Origin of the sequence: Sediminivirga luteola (assembly GCF_014639315.1) — a bacterium.
GTDB lineage: Bacteria > Actinomycetota > Actinomycetes > Actinomycetales > Brevibacteriaceae > Sediminivirga > Sediminivirga luteola.
The window spans coordinates 1-18,562 of sequence record NZ_BMFY01000001.1 but is presented as its reverse complement, the minus strand read 5'-3'; the positions used below and the strand labels follow the sequence as shown (position 1 = coordinate 18,562).

At 70.8% G+C, this 18,562-nt stretch carries 14 protein-coding genes; 2 read left to right on the top strand and 12 right to left on the bottom strand.

Going from position 1 to position 18,562, the window contains the following annotated elements; translation table 11 throughout:
* Window positions 1–141 precede the first annotated feature (141 nt).
* Together IEW13_RS00070 and tmk are read right to left on the bottom strand one after the other, a co-directional pair.
* Window positions 142–1,317: a DNA polymerase III subunit delta' gene (locus tag IEW13_RS00070; RefSeq protein WP_188548891.1), complete on the bottom strand. Its 1,176-nt coding sequence runs from the start codon at window positions 1,315–1,317 to the stop codon at window positions 142–144.
* Window positions 1,314–3,851, bottom strand: a complete 2,538-nt coding sequence (tmk, locus tag IEW13_RS17715) for a dTMP kinase (protein ID WP_188548890.1) — start codon at window positions 3,849–3,851, stop codon at window positions 1,314–1,316. The genes IEW13_RS00070 and tmk overlap by 4 nt, the downstream gene beginning before the upstream one ends.
* Before the next feature lie 65 nt (window positions 3,852–3,916).
* On the opposite strand from tmk, the gene IEW13_RS00060 reads away from it, so the two are divergent.
* A complete protein-coding gene (locus IEW13_RS00060; RefSeq protein ID WP_373283525.1) occupies window positions 3,917–4,726 on the top strand; it encodes a lipoate--protein ligase family protein in 810 nt (269 codons plus the stop codon).
* A 55-nt stretch (window positions 4,727–4,781) separates the two neighbouring features.
* Here IEW13_RS00060 and topA read toward each other — a convergent pair whose 3' ends face one another.
* On the bottom strand, window positions 4,782–7,508 hold the full coding sequence (gene topA / locus IEW13_RS00055; RefSeq protein WP_229744821.1) for a type I DNA topoisomerase: 2,727 nt from the start codon (window positions 7,506–7,508) through the stop codon (window positions 4,782–4,784).
* A gap of 168 nt (window positions 7,509–7,676) precedes the next feature.
* Entirely contained in the window at window positions 7,677–9,641 is a 1,965-nt protein-coding gene (locus IEW13_RS00050; protein ID WP_188548889.1) for a methyltransferase, read from the bottom strand.
* Window positions 9,642–9,934: 293 nt separating this feature from the next.
* On the opposite strand from IEW13_RS00050, the gene sftH reads away from it, so the two are divergent.
* The gene (sftH, locus tag IEW13_RS00045; RefSeq protein WP_229744820.1) at window positions 9,935–12,277 is read left to right on the top strand and encodes a DEAD/DEAH box helicase; all 2,343 of its coding nucleotides are present in this window, start codon (window positions 9,935–9,937) and stop codon (window positions 12,275–12,277) included.
* Here sftH and IEW13_RS00040 read toward each other — a convergent pair.
* The 8 genes from IEW13_RS00040 to IEW13_RS00005 form a co-directional block, all read right to left on the bottom strand.
* Window positions 12,243–12,602 carry an Rv3654c family TadE-like protein gene (locus IEW13_RS00040; protein ID WP_188548887.1) on the bottom strand — a complete coding sequence of 120 codons (360 nt, stop codon included), beginning with the start codon at window positions 12,600–12,602 and terminating at the stop codon, window positions 12,243–12,245. The genes sftH and IEW13_RS00040 overlap by 35 nt on opposite strands.
* A gap of 5 nt (window positions 12,603–12,607) precedes the next feature.
* The gene (locus IEW13_RS00035) at window positions 12,608–12,967 is read right to left on the bottom strand and encodes a TadE family type IV pilus minor pilin (RefSeq protein ID WP_188548886.1); all 360 of its coding nucleotides are present in this window, start codon (window positions 12,965–12,967) and stop codon (window positions 12,608–12,610) included.
* A 4-nt stretch (window positions 12,968–12,971) separates the two neighbouring features.
* Complete coding sequence (locus IEW13_RS00030) at window positions 12,972–13,247, bottom strand: DUF4244 domain-containing protein (RefSeq protein ID WP_188548885.1); 276 nt, start codon at window positions 13,245–13,247, stop codon at window positions 12,972–12,974.
* A 508-nt stretch (window positions 13,248–13,755) separates the two neighbouring features.
* Window positions 13,756–14,343: a type II secretion system F family protein gene (locus IEW13_RS00025; RefSeq protein WP_188548884.1), complete on the bottom strand. Its 588-nt coding sequence runs from the start codon at window positions 14,341–14,343 to the stop codon at window positions 13,756–13,758.
* Window positions 14,340–15,047 carry a type II secretion system F family protein gene (locus tag IEW13_RS00020; protein ID WP_188548883.1) on the bottom strand — a complete coding sequence of 236 codons (708 nt, stop codon included), beginning with the start codon at window positions 15,045–15,047 and terminating at the stop codon, window positions 14,340–14,342. The genes IEW13_RS00025 and IEW13_RS00020 overlap by 4 nt, the downstream gene beginning before the upstream one ends.
* A complete protein-coding gene (locus IEW13_RS00015; protein ID WP_188548882.1) occupies window positions 15,044–16,360 on the bottom strand; it encodes a TadA family conjugal transfer-associated ATPase in 1,317 nt (438 codons plus the stop codon). The genes IEW13_RS00020 and IEW13_RS00015 overlap by 4 nt, the downstream gene beginning before the upstream one ends.
* Complete coding sequence (gene ssd / locus IEW13_RS00010; protein WP_188548881.1) at window positions 16,357–17,376, bottom strand: septum site-determining protein Ssd; 1,020 nt, start codon at window positions 17,374–17,376, stop codon at window positions 16,357–16,359. Before ssd ends, IEW13_RS00015 begins: the two co-directional genes overlap by 4 nt.
* Before the next feature lie 250 nt (window positions 17,377–17,626).
* Window positions 17,627–17,890, bottom strand: a complete 264-nt coding sequence (locus IEW13_RS00005; RefSeq protein WP_188549199.1) for a CopG family transcriptional regulator — start codon at window positions 17,888–17,890, stop codon at window positions 17,627–17,629.
* Window positions 17,891–18,562: the final 672 nt, after the last annotated feature.

Here is an 18,562-nt window from a genome sequence, read left to right as displayed (position 1 = left end):
CCGGCAGAACAGCGCGGCCCTTGACACCCCTGGCCTCGCCGCACCAGCATGCTCAGCGCGCCGGCTTTCGGGTCACGGCCCCTGGTGCGCCGGGGTCGCCGGTGACGCCGGTTGAGGGACACAGTCGCCGAGGTCTACAGTTCAGTCACGCAGTTGCAGGAAGAGCGCTTCGAGTACCAGGAGCGGAGCCGTGTTGGTCTGCAGCCGGCGGCGCGCCTCGGCGATGGCCTCCACCCGCCGCAGGGTGAGGGTGGCCGATGACCGCTGTGCCATGGCGGTGATCTGCTGCTCGGCTCCCCGGTTGATCTCGGCGCCGCCGGCGCCGAGCTGCACCAGGAGCACGTCCCGGTACAGGGAGAGCAGGTCCAGCAGGACCCGGTCGAGCTCGTCCTGCCGGGCGCGGGTGGCGCGGCGCTTCTGGTCTTCCTCCAGCTGCCGGATCTGTGCGCGTAACGCCGGGGGCACCGCTTTGCCTGCTTCCACCCCCAGGGTCTGCAGCAGCTCGGCGCGTTCGCGGGCGGCGCGGTCCTCCGTCGCCGCTTTGGCTGCGTCGGCGGCCTCCTCGACGATGCGGCCGGCGGCGCGAACCGCGTCTCCCACCGTTCCTAAGCGTTCAGGGATGGAGAGGATGGCGGTGCGCTGGGCTCGCGCGGTCTCGTTCGAGGCCAGGTAGCGGGCGCGTCCGATGTGGTTCTGCGAGGCGGCCGCCGCCCAGAGCGCCACGTCCGGTTCGACGCCGTGTTTGCGATGCAGCAGCTCCTGGACGTCGGTGGCGCTCGGCACGCGCAGGCCCACCACCCGGCAACGGGAGCGGATGGTGGGGACCACGTCGCTGGGGCTGGGGGCGCACAGCAGCCAGACCGTCCGCTCCGGCGGCTCCTCGATGGCTTTGAGCAGCACATTGCAGGTGCGCTCGGTCATCCGGTCGGCGTCTTCGATCAGGATGATCCGGAAGCGTCCCCCGCTTGGTGCCCGTTGCGCCTCGCTGACGAGCGCCCTGACCTCGTCGATGGAGATGAGGGCTTTGTCCGTCGCCACGACCGTCAGATCCGGGTGGGTTCCGGCGAAGACCCGCGCGGCGTCCTGCGTGGCGTCCGGACCGCCGGCCGGGTCGGTGAGCAGGGCCGCGGCGAAGCTGCGTGCCGCTGTCGAGCGCCCAGAGCCGGGCGGTCCGGTGAGCAACCAGGCGTGGGTCATGGCCGCGGACCTGGTGGCACCGGTGCGGTGGGCCGCCTCGGCGGCTCGCCGCAGTTCGCCGACGGCCTTGGGCTGACCCACCACATCGGACCACAGCGCTTCGGGCCAGGCGGTGGTCACTCGCCGCGCTCCTCACGTGCACGGCGCAGCCGGTCGCGGGCCTCTCGTTCCCGTTTGGCCTGGGCCAGCAGTCTGGCGCGGTCCCGGGCAGAGCCGGGGCGCGGGCTGCCGGGCAGCACCGTGGTAGCGGCATCGCCGGCCCCGCCGGTGTGGTCCCGGTCCTGCGTGCTGGCGGCGGCGGCGGAGGCCCCGTCCCCGGCATCGGGCAGGACGGTGGTGGCGTCGTCGGCTCCCCCAGGCGTACCGGCGCTGCTCGTCGCCCCGTCGCCGGGCGAACGGTCCGGCTGCTGTCCGAGCGGGGTCCCGTGCGGCGCGGCTCCCGCCGGCTCCGCGCCCTGGGACGGGGGCACCGCACCCTGAGGTGGCGGCACCGGGCGCGTTGCGCTGGGTGGTTCCCAGCGCTGGCGCTGAGGTCCCGCTGACGCACCGGACGGCTCTCGGTCCTGCCCGGGCGCCTCACCCTGAGACGGCGCCGCGTCCTGAGGCATTGGGACCGCACCCGCTGCGCTTGACGACTCCCGGCCCTGACTCTCGTCGGGACCCTGCGCTGCTGGCGGCACCAGGCTTGCCGGAGCTCCCGATTGCGGCAGCACGCCGTTCTGGCGGAGGACCTGGACCACGGCGTCGCGGACGGTCGCGGCAATGGCGTCCTCATGCTGTGAGGCGTCGACGATGAGGTAGCGGCCGGGCTGCGCCCCCGCCAGCTCCAGGAACGCGCTGCGGACCCGGGCGTGGAAGTCTCCCTCCTCACGCTCGATGCGGTCGGCCTCGCCGCGGGCTGCCAAGCGCCCCCGGGCGGCGTCCGGCTCCAGGTCCAGTAGCACTGTCAGGTGGGGCACGAGACCGTCGGTGGCCCAGCGCGAGATATCCCGCACCGCCTCGACGGAGAGCTCCCGTCCGCGTGCCTGATACGCCAGCGACGAGTCGATGTACCGGTCCGAGATGACGACCTCGCCGCGGTCGAGCGCCGGTTCCACCAGCCGGGCGACATGGTGAGCGCGATCGGCGGCGTACAGCAGCGCCTCGGACCGCGGCGCCACGTCGTCGCCATCGAGCAGAACGCTGCGGATCTGGCGGCCCACCTCGGTGCCGCCGGGCTCGCGCGTGACTTCCACCCGCAGACCGCACCGGTCGACCAGGAAGGTCGCCAGTTTGGCCGCCTGGGTGGATTTGCCGACGCCGTCGCCGCCTTCGAAGACGATGAACGCACCCCTCGGGTACGTGTGCTCGCGCACCCCGGTAACGCCCTCGCCGGACCGCCTCGCGGGGGTGCGCGGCTGGAAGGCATACATGATGTCCACTCCCAGGCCGGTGGTGCCGCGCGGGTCGAAGCGCAGCACCGCGACCACCCCGGCAAGGGTGGCGATGAGGCCTACGATCAGGAGGGCCGAGTCGACCGGCGTCACCGCCCAGGCGACGTACTCCGAGAGCGCGATGGTGCCGCCGGGCAGCAGCAGTACGAGCAGCAGCGCGACCGCGAGACCTACGCTGAAGCCGATCCGGCGGGAGAAGCCGTACGGTTGCGCCCGCACGCCGATGCCGATCAGCACCGCGGCGGTGGCGGCGAAGATGGCGCTGGCGGTCAGCTCCAGGACGAAACCGCCGGCGGTGGTCAGGATGCCGGCGCCCAGTAGCGCGAAAGCGGTGACCCGCGGCCGGGACATACCCGGGGCGAACGTGGGTCCGAGTTCGAATCCGACGGCCCAGCCGAGCAGCACGAGCACGATGATGAACGCGAAACCGGCCTGACCGACCTGCAGGCTCCAGGTCATCGGCTGCGCGAGCGCGATGAGAGCTCCCAGCAGCGCGAACAGCACGTGGCAGGGCCACGGCAGGCGGATGTCCTCCGCGGCGCGGATCCCCTCCCGGCGGACCGAGGTGTGCGTGCCGGTCTGTGGCAGCCCGGTCGGATCCTCCGTGCGGAAGACGACGATGCTCAGCACGCCGGCGGCGACCAGGAGCACGGCGGCGACGATGGTGAGCACCACGACCGCGACGGTGCCCATGCCGCTGCCGCCGAAGATTTGGAACGCCCAGGTCAGGAAGAGCATGGCGGAGGCGCTGATGCCCGCCAGCCGCCAGGGCTTGTGCAGGCCGTCCGGGTGCAGGGCCAGGACCGCACGGGTGAGCAGGCTCAGCAGCAATGCGGCGATCCAGATCCACCACGCGAACCGCAGCACGCTGGCCAGCCCGAGCACGACACCCAGCGCGACCGCCAGGATGCCCGCGCTGAACCCGATCGGCAGCTTGGGAATCAGCCGCTGCGCGGCTCCGGCCGGCACCAGCTGGACACCGGCGACGATGACGAGACTGATGAGCAGCGCGGCCGTGCCCTCCCGCAGGGAGAACTCAGCCAGCAAAGGCGCCTCGGGTCCGCGGGCGGGCAGTTGCGCGCCCTGCAGCAGCCCGGCGGCACCGCCGTACCCGAACGAGAGCACCGCCACCGACAGCGCCGCCATCCAGCCAGCCGTGACGATGGCGGCGGTGACCAGCTGGGCCGGGTGGTAACGGGTGGTCGCGGGTGCGTCAGCCATGTCACCAGGGTACGCGGCGGCACGGACGCCAGGCTCTCCCGGTGACTGGATTATCCTTGTGAAGCATGACCCCGATGCGTCTGCTGACCGGCGAGGAGGCCGTGGCGCCGGCGCTGGCGCTGTCGATGGGGATCGAGCTGCTGCGCCGGGTCCAGCGCGGGCAGGAGGGGCCGCTGCTGAGGGTCTACCGGCCACGCCCGACGGTGGCTTTCGGCGCCCGGGACCGGCTGCTGCCGGGGTTCCAGGCGGCTGCCGAGGCCGCCCGCGCGCACGGCTTCACGCCGGTGCTGCGCGGGCCTGGAGGTCGTGCCGCCGCGTACCACGAGGGCAGTCTCGTGATCGACCACATCGAGCCGGACGATAGTTTCCTCGCGGATACGCGGGGGCGGTTCGAGCGGTTCGGCGAGCAGTACGTCCGGGCGCTGCGAGGCCTCGGCGTCGATGCACGGCTGGGACCGGTGCCCGGGGAGTACTGCCCGGGCGAGCACAGCGTCAATGCCGCGGGACGGGTGAAGATCATCGGCACCGCGCAACGCGTGGTCAAGGGCGGGTTCCTGTTCTCGTCCTCCATCGTGGTGACCGATCCGGCTCCCATCCGCGCGGTCCTCACCGATGTCTACGCCGCACTGGACCTGGACTGGGACCCCGCCACCGGCGGCAGCATCACCGAGACCGCGCCCGGGGTGACCGTGGATGCCGTCGCCGCGGCGGTCATCGGCGAATACGCGCGCCGCTGGACCCTGAGCCGCGGAGCCGTGGACGCAGAGGTGATCGACGCCGCCCGGGCGCATCTGGCCCGGCACGAGATACCCCCGCATCGGCCGCGTGGCCGGCAGCCGGTGCAGCCGGCAGCACCCGGCGAGCCCCGGCGGTAGCGGCGCACGGCACGAACACCACGACCGTACTGCCGGGGCAGGGCGGACAGGCGCTTCAGCTCTTGGCGGCCGTCTTCCGGGTGCTCGTGGTCTTCTTGGTCGTCGTCTTCTTGGCGGCGCTGGTCTTGCGCGCCGTGGTCTTCCGCTTGGCGGGGCCCTTGGCCCGCTTCTCCGCCAGCAGCTCGGCGGCGCGTTCAAGGGTGATGTCCTCGACCGAGTCGTCTTTGCGCAGGGTGGCGTTGGTGGTCCCGTCCGTGACGTAGGGACCGAACCGGCCGTCCTTGACCACCACCGGCTTCTCCGAGACGGGGTCCGTGCCCAGTTCCTTCAACGCCGCCGATGCAGCACGGCCACGCCGCTTGGGCTCAGCGTAGATCTTCAGCGCCTCGTCGAGGGTGATCTCGAAGATCTGGTCCTCGCGCTCCAGTGAGCGGGAGTCCGTGCCCTTCTTCAGGTAGGGGCCGTAGCGGCCGTTCTGGGCCGTGATGACCTCGCCGCTCTCCGGGTCCACGCCCACCTCGCGCGGCAGGGACAGGAGTTTGAGCGCCTGCTCCAGGGTGATGGTCTCCAGGTCCATGTCCTTGAACAGGGAGGCCGTGCGGGGCTTGACCTTCTTGGCGCCGCGCCCCCGCGCCGGCTGGTCCTCCTCCAGCTTCTCGGTCACATACGGACCGAAACGGCCGGAGGTGGCCACGATGGTGCGGCCGGTCTCCGGGTCCTCGCCGAGCACGCGTTCCCCGGTGTCCTGCTTCTCCAGCAGCTCGCGGGCCTTCTCCGCCGTCAGCTCGTCGGGAGCGAGGTCTTCCGGGATGGAGGCGCGCTTGGGCTCGCCGTCCTCGCCGGCGGCCTCCAGATACGGCCCGTACCTGCCCACGCGCAGCACGACGCCCTCGTCGATCGGCACCGAGTTCACCGCGCGGGCGTCGATCTCGCCCAGGTCCTCCACGGTCGGTTTGAGGCCGATGCGGCCGTCGTCGCCGAAGTAGAACCGCTGCAGCCACTCGTTGCGGTCGTCCTGGCCGGCCGCGATGCGGTCCAGCTCGGCCTCCAGGTCAGCGGTGAACTCATAGTCCACGTAGGAGTCCAGGTAGCGCTCCAGGAGGCCGACGACGGAGAACGCCAGCCAGCTGGGCACGAGGGCGTTCCCGCGGGTGGTGACGTAGCCGCGGTCCTGGATCGTGGAGATGGTAGCCGCGTAGGTGGACGGACGGCCGATGCCCAGCTCTTCCAGGCGCTTGACCAGGCTCGCCTCCGTGTATCGCGGTGGCGGTGAGGTCTGGTGGCCTTCCGGGGCGACCTCGAGGATGTTGAGCGTGTCGCCCTCGGCCACCTGGGGCAGCCGGGCTTCCTTCTGCCCGTCCTCGTAGCGGTCCGCGTCGCGGCCTTCCTCATAGGCGGCCAGGAAGCCGCGGAAGGTGATGACCGTGCCAGAGGCGGCCAGCTCCACCTGAGAGGGCCCGTCCTTCAGGCCGGTCTCGGCGCTCAGGCGCAGGGACGCGGTCTTGCCCTTGGCATCCTCCATCTGCGAGGCGACGGTGCGCTTCCAGATCAGGTCGTAGAGGCGGAAGTCGTCACCCTTGAGGGTGCCGGCCACCTGCGCCGGGGTGCGGAAGGAATCGCCCGCCGGCCGGATCGCCTCGTGCGCTTCCTGCGCGCCCTTGGACTTGCCCTGGTAGATCCTCGGCTTGGCCGGGACGAACTCGGCGCCGTACAGCTCGGTGATCTGCCCGCGCGCGGCCTGCACTGCCTGCTGGGACAACGCCGAGGAGTCGGTACGCATGTAGGTGATGTAGCCGTTCTCGTACAGCGACTGCGCCACCCGCATCGTCTGCCGGGCGGAGAAGCGGAGCTTCCGGCTGGCTTCCTGCTGCAGGGTGGAGGTGGTGAAAGGCGCGGCCGGACGGCGCGTGTAGGGCTTGCTCTCGACCTGGGCCACCGTCACCGAGCCGGCCGGCAGGCCCTCCAGGGCGCGGGCGACGCGTTCGGTGGTCTCCTGATCCAGGACGGTCGCCTTGGAGTTCTTCTTCAGCTGGCCCGCGTCGGTGAAGTCCCGGCCGGTGGCCACCTTGGCGCCGTCGACCGCGACGAGCCGCGACCGGAAAGCGTTGTCCTGCTCGTCGCCCGTCGCCGGTGCCAGCTCGGCGGTGAGGTCCCAGTAGTCCGCGGCGACGAACGCCATCCGCTCGCGTTCGCGCTCGACCACCAGGCGGGTGGCGACGGACTGGACGCGGCCTGCGGACAGGCCGGGCCGGACCTTGCGCCACAGCAGCGGGGAGATCTCGTAGCCGTAGAGGCGGTCGAGGATGCGCCGGGTCTCCTGCGCATCGACGAGGTCCTCGTCGATCTCCCTGGTGTTCTCCAGTGCCCGGGAGATGGCCTCGCGGGTGATCTCGTGGAAGACCATGCGCTTGACCGGGACCTTGGGCTTGAGCACCTCGCGGAGGTGCCAGGCGATGGCCTCTCCCTCCCGGTCCTCATCGGTGGCCAGGTAGAGCTCGTCGGCGTCGGCCAGGAGCTTCTTCAGCTCCGCGACCTTCTTCTTCTTGCCCGGATCGACGCGGTAGTAGGGCTCGAACCCGTCCTCGACGTTGACGGCGAACTTGCCGTAGGGCCCCTTCTTCAGGGATTCGGGCAGCTCGGAGGGCTGAGGAAGGTCACGGATATGGCCGACGGACGCCTCCACGTCGAAGCCGTCGCCGAGGTAGCCGACGATGGTGCGAGCCTTGGTGGGCGACTCGACGATCACCAATCGACGGGGGCTCTGGGCCTTGCGTGCTGGCACGTGTTGACTTCCTTCCACGCAGGCGGCTCCTCGCCGTCCGTGCGTTCTGTTTCTGCGCGACGCGTCCGCATCCTCTTGCTGCCCGGATGCTCCCTCAAGGCTAGCGAAGCCGGGGGACAGGTCATCTCCGGGGTACGCCAGCCGAGCGGGCTCGTCTCATCTGTGTGCTCACCGCTCAAGCCGGAGCAGGCCCAGGGCGATGAGCCTGCGTACCTGCCCATCGAGCTGGTCCGACAGGTCACGGGCGTCGACGTCGAGTAACCCGGCGAGCGCGGTGGCCAGCTGACCGACCGTGAGTTCGCCGTCACTGGCCCCGACCAACCCTGATAGGGCGGTGTCAGAAGGGACAGTAGCACCTATTCCTCCGCCCTGTCTCAGCAGGAGCGCGCTGGGCTCGCCTCGCCCGGGCCAGAAATGCCGCTCGTCGGTGACGTCGTCGGCGACGCGCAGCCGCAAGCCCATCAGCTCGTCCTGGCTCATCCCCTCCAGCCAGATCCCGGCCCGCAGCCGGGCCGCCAGCTGGACTCCCAGGGTGCCGTCCTGCGGCGCCGGGGTGGTGACGCGCTCGGCCCGGTGGACGGCGCGCTCGGCTTCCTCGTCAGGCCGCTGGAGGAGGACCCAGCCCAGGCCGATGCCGGTGACGCCGCGTGCGGCGAAGTCGTCGAGCCAGTCATCGAGGGCACGCTGCCAGCTGGCGCTGCCGCGTTCCTCGCCGGCGTCGCGGATCCAGGTCTGCGCGTAGCGCAGCGGGCTGAGCACCTCGCGTTCGACGATCAGACCGTGCGTGGGGACCTCGGCCTGCGCGAGCATCGCCAGTGCTGGGGCGGCGTCCTGGGTCCGCTCGTCCCCGGCCTCCTGCTCCGGCTGGCGTGCCGGCCGCTCGTCCGGCTCGGCTGCGGAGGTTTCCCCTGGCCGGCGGGAGGTCCGCTGCTCGTCCCGGTATTCCCAGTTCGCCAGCAGCTGGGCGGTGCCGCCGGGGGTGAGCCGGGCACCCGCTCCGCGCAGGATGGCGGCGACGATCTCATCACCGGTCCGGCCTGCGTCCCGGTACTCGTACACCGCCCGGCCAGTGCCCCGCGGGGTGATGACGAACGGCGGGTTGGAGACGATCTGGTCGACCGGCCCGTCGAGGGGGTCGAACATCGACCCTTCGCGGAACTCGATCCTGGTGTGCGGGAGCCTGCCCTCGTTGAGCAGCAGATTCCAGCGAGCGAACCGCAGCGCCCGATCGGAGACGTCGGTACCGATCACCTGCTCGGCGTGCCATGTCGCCAGCAGCGCGTGGTAACCGCAGCCTGTGCCCAGGTCGAGCAGGGTGCCGACGGGTTCGCGCTCGGTGATCTCGGCGAGGGTCCGGGTGGCCCGTCCGACGCCGAGGACGTGGTCCGCCGGCAGCCGGCCGGGGCGGGTCCCGGTGTCCCAGTCGGAGGCGATGAGAAGGTCGTGCGGACCGGCCGGGGCGGGCGCCTCCCATGCCGGTGGTCCGTCTGCGTTCCCGGCCGGTGCCACGGCGGACAGCGCGGATCGAACCGCGGCCGGAAGCACCTCCGGCACGATGCGGAACGCGCCGACGAAATGCTCTTCTGTCTCGCTTGCGCCGTCTGCGCCGGCACCAGCGGTTGCTGGCGAGGCCTCCATATCGGGCGAGCCCGGGGAGACCTCGGCAGCTGTCTCAGCGGTGCCTGCTGGCGAGGTCCGGGCCGCGCCAGGCGGGGCGTCGGTCACTGCGGACGATGCGCCGGTGGCGGCGCGGATCTCCTCGGCCGTGGCTTCGGCGATCAGCCCGGCATCGCGGAGCCGGTTGAGGGTGTCGGCGCCGAGGGCAGCGCGGAGATGGCCGGCGGAGACCGGCACACGGATGAGGAAGAGCGCGATCAGGACTGCCCGGGGAAGCAGCGGCACCCACGCCTCGGTCAGATTGCCGTTCAACTGCGGGAACAGCGCCGGACGCAGCGCCCGGCGGGCGGCGCTGGGATCCTGTTCCTCCAGCGCCTGCAGCGCGTCTTCACCCAGGAGCTCGGCAACGCCGGCGCGGTCGTATTCGTGGGCAACCAGCAGTCCGCGCACCTCGACGAGGGCCGCGGTAACGATGTCGTCCGCGCTCGTCGGCTGCTCGGAAGGGGTCTCGGGCATGCCCTCGAGCCTATACGCCGGGCGAGGCACGCCTCCAGCACGGACGGGCTCCCCGTAACTTTCTGGTCTCGGCAGGGCTCCCGGAAACGCCTGCGCGATCGATCACGAACACCTGTTCCGCAGCCGAACTGAGCTCACGAACGGAATAGCCGACGGAAGTCACGACCGGAATAGCTGACGGGAGGGGCGCTTATCGAGGTGGGCGGGGCAGTCGTATCATCGCGGGCTGGGCACTCCGGGATGCATGGAAGGCCCGCGACTCCGGGACTGGGATGCGTGCCAGAATAGGGCGCATGCCGACTGCTGATGCGCTTCTGGACGTGATCGGCGGCTTCGGGGCACGCGAGGACCGGATCAGGCATATCCGGCGGCTGCCGGCGCGGGCCGCGCGCACGGCGCCGTGGCCTGCCGAAGTGCATCCGGAGGTCCGGCGAGTCTTCGAAGAGGCGGGGATGCCGCAGCTGTGGTCGCATCAGGCTCAGGCGGCCGGACACGCCTTCGGGGGCCGGCACACCGTCATCGCGACCGGGACCGCCTCGGGCAAGTCCGCGGGGTTCCTGCTTCCTTCGCTCAGCAGCATCATGCGCGGTCTGGATGCTCCCGACGGCCGGGGAGCGACCGTCCTCTATCTGGCTCCGACGAAGGCACTGGCCGCCGACCAGCTCTCGACTCTGGAAGGGCTCCGGCTGCGCGGGTTGCGCGCCGCGCGACTGGACGGTGACGCCTCGCAGGAGGACCGGGAGTGGATCCGCAAGCATGCCAACTACGTGCTGACGAACCCGGACATCCTGCATTCGAGCGTGCTGCCCGGTCACGCCCGCTGGTCGGCGCTGCTGCGGCGGTGCACGCACGTGATCGTCGATGAGTGCCACCACTACCGCGGCATGTTCGGCTCCCATGTGGCGCTGGTGCTTCGGCGGCTGCTCCGGCTGCTCGGCCACTACGGGGCGACTCCGGTCGTCCTGGGGGCCTCGGCGACCATCGCCGAACCGGCGGAGTCGTTCTCCCGGTTGATCGGCGCGGACTGCGAGGCGGTCACCGAGGACGGCTCGCCCCGCCCGGCCGGGGCCTTCGTGCTGTGGGAGCCGCCGCAGCTGCCCGGGCTGGGAGAGCACGGGGCACCTGCGCGTCGCGGGGTGATCGGTGAGGCCGCGAGCGCATTGACCGATCTGATCTGTGCCGGCGCTCGCAGCATCGCCTTCGTCCGCTCCCGCGGGGGCGCCGAGGCCATCGCCGATATGACCCGGCGTCTGCTCGCCGACGTGGATGCCGACCTCACACCGCGGGTCGCCGCCTATCGTGGCGGGTACCTCCCCGAGGAGCGGCGGCTGGTGGAGGAGGCACTCCGTTCGGGCCGGTTGCTCGGCGTGGCCTCGACCAATGCCCTGGAACTGGGCATCGACATCTCGGGATTGGACACGGTCATCATCGGCGGCTGGCCGGGCACCCGCGCGTCCCTGTGGCAGCAGGCGGGCCGGGCTGGCCGCGGAGGCGGGCGAGCTGCCGACGGGGAATGGGCGGCGGTGCTCATCGCGCGGGACGATCCGCTGGACACGTATCTGGTGCACCATCCCGGAGCCATCTTCGATGCCCCGGTGGAGGCCTGTGTCTTCGACCCCGGGAACCCGCATGTGCAGGCCGGGCATCTGCTGGCGGCCGCCGAGGAGCTGCCCCTGACCGAGGAGGCCATCGCGTCCTTCGGGCCGCATGCCCGGATCCTCGTGGACACCCTCACCGAACGCGGCTTCCTGCGACGGCGCCCGGCAGGCTGGTTCTGGACCAAGCGGGAACGTGCCAGCGCCCTGACCAGCATCCGTTCCAGCGGCGGCACGATCCGCCTGGTCGAATCGGACACCGGGACGCTGATCGGGACGGTGGACGAGGCGGCCGCGCATGCCCAGGCCCATGCGGGCGCGGTGTACGTGCATCAGGGCCGCACCTATCTGGTGGACGAGCTGGATCTGGACGGTAAGGCGGCGCTGCTGACCCGGGGCTACCCGGATTTCACGACGCAAGCCAGGAACGTCACCGACATCAGGATCGCGCGCACCGAGTGGACGCGGCGGTGGGACTCGGGAGTCTCGCTGCATTTCGGGGCGGTGGAGGTCAGTGACCAGGTGGTGTCCTTCCAGCGGCGGCAGCTGGTGAGCAACCAGCTGCTGTCGGAGGAGCCGCTGGAGCTTCCGGCGCGTGAGCTCCTGACGCGCGCGGTCTGGTGGACGCTGCCGGAACACGTGCTGGAGACCGCCGGCATCGACGCGGCGGACGTCCCGGGCGCGGTGCATGCGGCGGAGCACGCCGCCATCGGCATCCTGCCGCTGTTCGCCACCTGCGACCGCTGGGACATCGGCGGGGTTTCCACCGCCCGGCATGCCGACACGGGGCAGGCGACCATCTTCATCTACGACGGTCATCCCGGTGGAGCGGGTTTCGCGGAGCACGGTGCCGGGCATGCACCGCAGTGGCTGCAGGCCACGGCGGAAGCGATCGAGGCGTGCGAGTGCGTCTCCGGCTGCCCGTCGTGCGTGCAGTCGCCCAAATGCGGCAATGGCAACGAGCCATTGGACAAGGACGCGGCCTTGGCACTGCTGCGCACGATGCTCAGCGGCCATCGCCTGCCACCGCCTCAGCAGTGACCGGTTCGAACGGGGACGGGGCGGTGACTTCCACCGTGACGCCGGCACGCACCAGATCGGGGCGGGCGATGCACCCGGTGAGCGTGGCACCGTTGCGTTCGGCGATCCGCTCGGCCGCGTCGCAGGCATCCTCGCCGGTGTGCCCGGTCAGTGCCTGCGCAGCGGCCAGAGCAGCCAGGTCGGCGGCCGTGGCGGCGCGCGCGTTGAGGGTGGCCGCCGTACCCAGCAGGACGATCAGCGCCGCAAGGAAGAACGCGCTCACGGCAAGCGCGATGACCAGTACCGAAGCGGAGCCGTCCTCGGTACCGCCGGCAGGCTGAGTCACGGGGTTCACCCTCCTTCGGTTCTGGCGGTGGCGGAGGCACGGACGGGTTCGCGCAGCACGAGGCCCAGCGGCGGGGAAAACCCGATCTCCACGGTGACGGTGGTGGTGCCCCCATGCTGGTCGATAGTGACCTCGGCGTTCTCCCCGGCACGGGTGCGGGCATGCGTGCGCACGTCGGCGGCCGGTTCGCCGCGGGCGGCCTCACGGGCTCCCGCACGGGCGGCGTCGGTGGCACGCACCTGCGTCAGACCGAAGGCGGCGGCGGCCAGGAGCACCAGCAGCACGAAGACGATCGCAGGCATCACGACTGCGAACTCCGCAGCCGCCGCGCCTTCATCCCGGGCTCTCCTGGCCGCCTGTCCCATGACGTCAGCCTCCAAGCCCAAGCGCCGTGGTGATGATGGACTGCACGGCATCACGCACGGTGTCGCTCTTGAGGATCATCACCAGGAGCGCGCCGAAACCGCACGCCGCCAGCGTGGTGATGGCGTACTCCGCCGTAGTGGCGCCTTCGTCGCTGAGGGCCGGGACGGTTGCCGGGCCCCCGGCCGAACCAGTGGTGTCCGGGTCGGTGGCGTCCGGGACAGCGTCCGCCCCCACCGCGCGAGGCGGTTCGGGTACGGCGGCCGCGAGAGGTGTGCTCATATCGTGTGTCCTTTCTCTTCAGGGATGGGGCTCTTTCACCTTCATCGCACCGGTGGTGGCACGGCCAGGGGGTCGGATGTCTTGTGCATGGCCCGCGCCGGGCGGGGGCCGTTGTGACCTCGTTCTTCGGCGCACTGTGACCTCGTGCCCGATATCGCGCGTTTCCATCTCGACGGAATCGGTCTCAACAGAACAGGCACGGTGGAGAGGTGGGACCGGAATGACTGTGGGATGCCGTCACCGGGCGCCCCCGAGACCGCATCCTCCCTCTGACGGCGGTAAGCCCCCGGAAACGGGCGTTGACCTGCGAAGTAATGCCCAGCTCGGGAGCCGAGGATAAATCCCGGCGCGGCGGGACATCGAGCGCGGACCGCTGGCCTGGTTCCGTCCACGGCGATATGTTCTAGGCGTGGCGGGATCCCGGTAAGGCCGAGCACGCTCGCGGAGGAGTGCCGGGGCCGGGGGAGCACCAGCGGGACGCGGCGACACACGGCGGAGCGCGGGCGGGTCAGAGCACGGCAAGCATCTCGCTCAGTAGGGATAGGACGACCGGGACGATGCCGAGCAGGACGAAGGCGGGCAGGATGCACAAGCCCAGGGGGAGCACGAGCTGCACCCCGAGCTTGGCCGCCCGGCGCTGCGCCTCACGTTTGGTGCGGGCACGGATATCACTCGCCATCCCGTGCAGGAGCGGCGCGACGGGTGCTCCGCTGGAGGCGGAGAATTCCAGTGTCCGGGCGAGTTCGGCGGTGAGCGGATCGGAGGCCGCACCTGAGCGGGCCTCACGCGGTGAGGCTGCGGTGTTCTCGGTTCCTGCTCTCAGTTCCAGGGAGCGTGCCAGCGCGCCCAGACCGTCTCGTCCGGTGGCTTGTGCCACCAGGTCGAGCGCGCGCTCGGGCGGCAATCCGGCGTGCACGCCGATCCCGACCAGGTCGATGATGGTCGCCTCGTCGACGCCCTGGCTGGGAGTAGCCGGAAGGGAACGATCCTCATCCGCGGGGGTGAGCACCGCCGCTAGCCGCCGGCCGCCCCGGCCGGGCAGCAACACCACTGCCAGAGCGACGCACAGTCCTGCGAGGAGAGCGGGGACCGTCATCGGCGGCCTGTCTGCGGTTGAGTGCATGCGGTGAGCATCCGGTTCATCCACCAGCGGCCCAGCAGGAGCAGCGCAGTGCCACCGGCCATCGTCGCGGCACCCCAGGGTGATCCGGTGAGGACGGCCAGGAGATCGGCGCCGATGAGCGCGCCGAGGCCGAGACCGATGAGCGGCAGCCAGCTCAGGACGGACACGGTGGCACGGGGACCGGCCAATGCGACATCGCGTTCGCGGCGAGCGTCCACGCCGTCCCGGGCGCCTTGGGCGAGGGTTTCGAGGACATCGCCCAGGGCGGCGCCACTGGTCTCGGCGACGTGCCAGGCCGCGCCGAGGCCTTCGAAGACCTGCGCGGTCTCTGCCGGGAGGGCGCCGGTGTGCTGGAGGATGGCGCGTTGCGGGCGCGTTCCCAGCTCGATCGCCCGTGCCACGCGGTGAAGCGGCGGCCCGAGCTGGTCCCCCTCGTGAGCGCGCGCCAGATGGGCGAAGCAGGAGTGCGGGGTGGCGCCGATGCGCAGCAGCGCCGCGCTCTGGGCGATCACGGTGACGGCGTCCTCAGCTCCGGGAGCCCGCGGTTTTCCAGCCGGGTTGCCCCGCTGTGCGGGCGTGAGGGTGTTCCCGCGTGCCAGCAGCACCGGCAATCGTCGCCGGGACCGGCCCCAGAGGAGCACGGCCGCGGCGATGAGCAGGCCGGCCAGGAGGATCATCGCCGGCCCCCTTCCAGCAGCGCACGCAGATGCTCTGCGGCCGGGCCGGTGCTGAGGGGCGCGGCAGGCTCGGGGCTCTCGCGCCAGAGAGCGGGGACGACGTGTGTCTGTGTGCGGTCGCGGACCACGACGCCGAGCTGTACCAGTCCCCGCCGGGCGCCATGTCTGCGCAGGTGAAGGACCATATCGAAGGCGGACCCGGCCTGCGCGGAAACGGCCGCGGGGCTCAGGCCGGCGAGTGCGCCGAGCGCCTCGAGTCTGGCCGGAACGTCCTCGACCGCATTGGCGTGGATCGTGGCGCAGCCGCCATCGTGTCCGGTATTGAGGGCCGCCAGCATGTCCCGCACCTCTTCACCGCGGCACTCCCCCACGACCAGGCGATCCGGGCGCATGCGCAGCGCGTTCCGCACCAGGGCTGTGAGCGTCACCTCCCCGGCTCCTTCGATGTTCTTCTGGCGCGCGGCGAGGGCGACGACGTGATCGTGATCCACGGCGAGCTCCGGAGCGTCCTCGACCAGCACGATCCGGTCGGAGGCCGGCGCGAGACCGAGAAGCGCGCCGAGCAGTGCGGTCTTGCCCGAGCCGGTCCCGCCGGAGATGAGGTAGTTGATCCGGCGGGAAATCAGCTGGTGGAGCAGACCCGCCCAGGGCGGCGGGATGAACCCGGAGGCGACGAGGTCTGCGACGGTGAAGCCTCCGGCCCTGGGGACGCGCAAGGAGAGCACCGTGTGCTCACCGGAAATGGGTGGGATGACGGCGTTGAGGCGGACACCTCCGGGCAGACGGACATCAACGAGGGGGCTGCTGTCGTCGAGCCGCCGGCCTCCCGAGGAAGCGAGCCGGACGGCAAGGGCCCGCACGTCGGCCTCCGCGCCGAGGTTGAGCCGGTGACGGGTGAGTCCTTCGCCGCGGTCGACCCAGATGCCGTGCGGGCCGTTGACGAAGACGTCGGTCGTGCGCGGATCGTCGAGGAGAGGCTGCAGCGGGCCGGCACCGGCGAGTTCGGCGGATAACTGCGCTACGAGTTCAAGCAGCGCACCGGAACCGAGTACCTGGCCGGTGGCGCGGACTGCGGCGGCCACCCGAGCCGGGGTGACGGGGCCCGGATCGTGGAGGAGCTTCTCCCGGACGCGGCGGACCAGGTCCGGATCCAACCACGGTTGCGGCGACGTGGTGTCGTCGCTCCGGCGGTGTCTCCGGTAGCCCGCCTCACCCTGAGGAGTTGGTGCGCCGGCGCCCGGTAGCTTGAGGCCGGCGCGTGCGCCGTCACCGTCATAGCGGGTGGGGTGGCCTGTGCTGGGCGTCCGGCTCATCCGAGCGCTCCCAGGAGTTCTCCGGCAGCTCGGGTGATGCCGCGGTTGCCGTGGGGAAGGCCTTCACCGCGGTCGATGGTGTCGGCGAGGCCCCGGTCGGTCTTGAGTTCCCCGGCGAAGGGCAGGCCGAGGCTGTCGGCTAGAGCGCCCGGATGCACGCCGCCGGGTGTACGGCGTACGACGAGGCGGACGTCGGGGTGGAGCGAGGTGAGACGTCGTGCGACCTGTGCCGCGGCCACGGCAGCTCTGACCTGGGTGGGGACGATGAGGAGGACGTGCCGGCACCGGCGGGTCCAACCTCGCGGGGCGTGCCGGGGCAGATCCAGGATCACCGTGTCGAACGCCAGCTGCGCCGCGGAGACGACCGCATCGAAGACATCGTCGCCGACGTCCGGGGTTCCAGAGCGGTCCCAGGACAGGACGGAGAGCAGGTCGTCGCGAGGGAGAGCGTCGACGAGGGTGCTGGGTCTGAGGCGGCCGCGCGAGTTGACCAGTGCGGGCCAGCGCAGACCGTCGTGGCTTTCCATGCCCAGGACGAGGTCGACGCCGCCGCCGAGTGGGTCGGCGTCGATGAGCAGGGTGCGTCGTCCTTGCGCGGCGGCGTGCCGGGCGGCGGCGCAGGCCAGCAGGGAGCTCCCGGCACCGCCGGATCCCGCGACGACGCCTATGGTGGGGGCGGGCTGTTGCGGGGGTTCAACGGCGGCGATCATGCGTTGGATGAGCCACTCCTCGGCACCGGGGAGGAGGGCGACGTGTTCCACCCCCAGTGCCGCGGCGCGGCGCCATATGCTGTCGGCACGCTCAGCGGCGTCGAGCGCTACCAGGACACGCGGAACGCCGGGAGGTTCGGGTGGCTCGTCGACGTCCTCCCCCACGATCAGCAGACAGGGCCGCGCACCACCGGCCAGGACCGAGTCGAGCACGTCGATCTCGACCCCGACTCCGGCAGCCAGACGCCGGCTCTCCTCCAAGACGCTGATCAACGAGGAGAGCACCGCGATACGTGGCGGTTGCATTGCCGGTGGCACCTGGTTCCTCATGCCCTCCAGCGTGAGGTTTCCGGCCCTTTCGACGCTACGGACCGCGATGGCCCTGTGGATGAAGCACCACATGGGGGCATGCCTGTGACCTGGGAGGTGCTGCGTCGGGCGGACCGGTTCCCGCCCATCGGAGTCGGACGATCCGAGGCCACCCCCGCGTCCGCGGGGAGCACACTTCGAACGGCAGTTTCACCCACCCGTCCGCGGGATCGCCCCCGCGGGGATTTCAGAGCGTGTCGATAAGTTCCCGGACGAGTTCTGAGGCAGAAGTGTGCCGCTCCTTGGCGATCTGCTCGAGCTTGGCCCTTCGATGCGCATCGAGACGCAATGTGAAAGGGCGAGCATCGGCTCCTACGCTGATCGGGCGCCCACGCCGCGGCGGCCCGAGGTGCCCGCCCTGATAACCTTCCTCAGACTCGGCTTCAGCGGCCCAGCGTTCGATGTCCTCGTCAGTGAACTCCACACCATCCGCCGCAGTGTATTTCCCCATGTCGTTCACCTCATCCTCAGTTCCTTGAGAACCTTCGCGGTAGCAGCCATCGCATGGAAAACGAGCCATCCTTCCGGCTCAACCGCCACTGCGATCCATTCGAGTAGGCGGCCGCTCCGGTCCACCCCGACACCCAACCACTGGACGGGATGGGTGTCGCGTGCCCGACTGCGCAAGGCTCCTTCGAACGCCGCTATGACGTCCGAATCGCTGATTTCAGGACGCTTCGCTGACGCTCTAAGGTGCACGCGCACACGCACAGCCGATCTCCCTGTACTTTCGTACTGCACATAATGTAGTACGAAATTATCCTGATTGACAGACCGAGGTCCGCCGCTGGAGCACACAAGGACAATCAGCGCCTCCGCGGCGTCAGCGCCATCATGCCGGCATCCAGGCTCCGGGTTCTGCGTGAGGTCTTCGCGCGACCCCTGACCCTCGGGATCCTCGGAGGGCAGTCCATCCCCACCAGTCAGCTGCGGACACGCCGTTGCCAGACACACTTTTGTCCTATAACCCGTGAGCTGGGGTCCGGCGTTCGCGGCGAGCTTTCCCATGGTGTATCTCCTTCTGCGTTGCGCATGAAAAAGCGGCTCTTCGGACTTCTGGTGGGGAGCGGGACTCGCGGCGTAGCTGAGGGTGGGTAGGGGTCGAGGTCCTCGATGATCGGTA